At 42.8% G+C, this 2285-nt stretch carries 2 protein-coding genes and 1 pseudogene; 1 reads left to right on the top strand and 2 read right to left on the bottom strand.

Annotated features, from left to right (window positions below):
- Nucleotides 1-203: 203 nt before the first annotated feature.
- A complete protein-coding gene (locus AB4503_RS25355; protein WP_048660709.1) occupies nucleotides 204-572 on the bottom strand; it encodes a hypothetical protein in 369 nt (122 codons plus the stop codon).
- A gap of 343 nt (nucleotides 573-915) precedes the next feature.
- Complete coding sequence (locus AB4503_RS25350) at nucleotides 916-1095, bottom strand: TraY domain-containing protein (RefSeq protein ID WP_016800598.1); 180 nt, start codon at nucleotides 1093-1095, stop codon at nucleotides 916-918.
- 800 nt (nucleotides 1096-1895) lie between these two features.
- Between AB4503_RS25350 and AB4503_RS25345 the strand changes: the two are divergent.
- Nucleotides 1896-2285: pseudogene (locus tag AB4503_RS25345) on the top strand (hypothetical protein); the annotation flags it as partial.

The raw sequence follows: 2285 nt of genomic DNA, 5'->3' as shown, positions 1-2285 counted from the left end.
GGAGGGTGCGCTGGGTGCGTGTTTTCATAATAAATATCCTTATTGAGTGATAAATTTATCAAGTGTTTGGTCATGATGGAGTAAAAGACCTCCTTGCCTGAGAAGCTGGGAAGAAGGGTTAGGTTGTCCTAGGCAGACCGTGCAACGTGCAAATTAAACGGCGCGTGGGGAGAAAGGTTAAAATCGACAGGTATAGGCACGCATCATAAAGAAAACAGAGAAGATTTCGCGTACTTCAAACCGCGATTACGACTCACATGTTGCTTCCAATTTTGAGCGCTAATGATGGTGTTCTTAAGCTTCCGATAACGTTTTTTACAAGCATTCTTTGAAGCTGGGAGAGTGAGACGGTTAACTGATTGAACTTGTTTTTGAACCGCAACAAAATGAACACCCTTCCAATAGAAAGGGAATGAAAGGTGTCCAGTAAAAGACAGTAAGGCGGCAAACGCCATGTGTTCACGCCCGACCGTTCCCAGTTCTTTGACGCTGACAAAATCCCCTTGTTCAACAAAGTGGCCTAATACATTCGCCGCCTCATCTGTACGACAATGTCCGTAGATAATCTGCATCGTTCACACTCCTTTTTAGGACATTGTTTTGTTCTTTTAAAAAAGCAAAACAATGGGCTCTCTTTCAAGAGCCGTGCTACAAACTGGCTTGAGCATTCTTGTAGTAGAATGCGCACATCCAAAGGGTGTGGTGTCTGGTATTCCCAAGTAACTCTATTTCACCACTCAACCAGCGTGCTTAATTGAGTAGAAAAACAGCCTTGGACGTCGCCCCAGAGAGGGCTCCTGAATTTGTTAGGCATATTACGCAGGCCTGCGCCCCTCTGCGGCGCTTTTTGCAATCGTGAAGGCAGCCCACCTTCGAGGCCATCTGAAATAAGATCTCAGACGGCAATATCATTCGTTACAGCGACCAATTGGGAAAACGTTTGAGATGATCTTCTAATCGAAGTTTCCCTTCGCGCTTTTTGGCCCGTTCTGCTCTTTTCGCCGATAGCGTTAACGTTTTATTCGCGTTTGCTGAAAGACTAAAAGCGATACCGACTTCCTTGTTATCAACCCTACATTCTGATTTCAAATTCATACAAAATCCTTTTCAATTAAGAAAAACCGAAACGACCGAGTTCAAACTGAAATATCGCTGAACCCTCTAATCGTTCAAAAGTGACCCAGAATTATTAAACTTATTTGCTTTTGTGATGGGCCTCTCAATCTTGCAATTTAACATAACAAATATAATACGCACCAAATTAAACTTTTGATTTTAATGGTTATTTTATTAAATTTAACGTTGCCTTTGTTTTTAATTTTAAATAATTAATCCATTAATTATTTTTATTGGGATTCTTTGATGTGCTATAAATTTTTCAAGGTTATTTGTTATCTCATTGTTATTTATCTGCTATTTTTGGTTACGCATTATATTTGTTATGTTAAGGGAAAAATCCCAAGGCACACTTAGCGTTTGAAATATCAGGCGACGACACGCTATACTTACCTGAGGTCTATAAGGTTAAAACACACGACATTGCTTACTCCTGTAGTGTCCAATGTCGTGTGTTTTTTCTAGGATTTAGAGTGTGTTAGAGGTGGTACTCTGACTATATAGCACTCGCAAAAAAGCCGACTTTCCAAGAGTAGTCGGCTTTTTTGTGTCTAAAAAACCGGCATTTGATTTCTTTTCCCGGTTGAGATAGGTTGAAATTTCACCGTTTGGACGGCCAATCCAAACACCCCAAAAACCTCTTGGACTTCAAAATATGACGCATTTGACTCAGCCTTGGCTTGGGCTAACGCTCAGGAGAATCCACTTTCTGCCTAACACCGCCTTTTTTGTCCCTCAGGATGAAGCGAGGTGTGTTTTAAACGTGGACGGTGAGTCTTATGAAAACGTTTAGCTCCTCCCCTCCCCCGTTCGATAAATCGAGTTACGATGCGCAGTATCGCTGTAAGCGTAAGGCTCGCAAACTGGATTTGATTGAATTGTATCAACGCGTCATTGAAGAAGAGAACGCGCGGAACCCTAAGACGCCTTTTGAGATCGGATTTAAGTCTCGCCGGTTGCTCCGAAGCGGTAAGGTAGAAACCCTGCCGCCAGAATACGCGCGGATCTTAAAAGGGTGTGAAGAATTTATTACCAACCCCAATCGTTTCCCGTCACTCAATGCATGGGGCGGTGAAGCGGTGAATAATGTCCAATGTCGCACCTTAATTGCGAAAGTATTAGCGTGCACTCTGCCGAACACAGACCTCCTTGGCGGGCGCATCGGTTTG

It is taken from the genome of Vibrio sp. 10N.222.55.B11, from assembly GCF_041473705.1.
GTDB classification, from domain to species: Bacteria; Pseudomonadota; Gammaproteobacteria; order Enterobacterales; family Vibrionaceae; genus Vibrio; species Vibrio crassostreae_C.
Note: the sequence above shows the minus strand (reverse complement) of the source record. Positions and strands in the feature narration are given on the sequence as shown.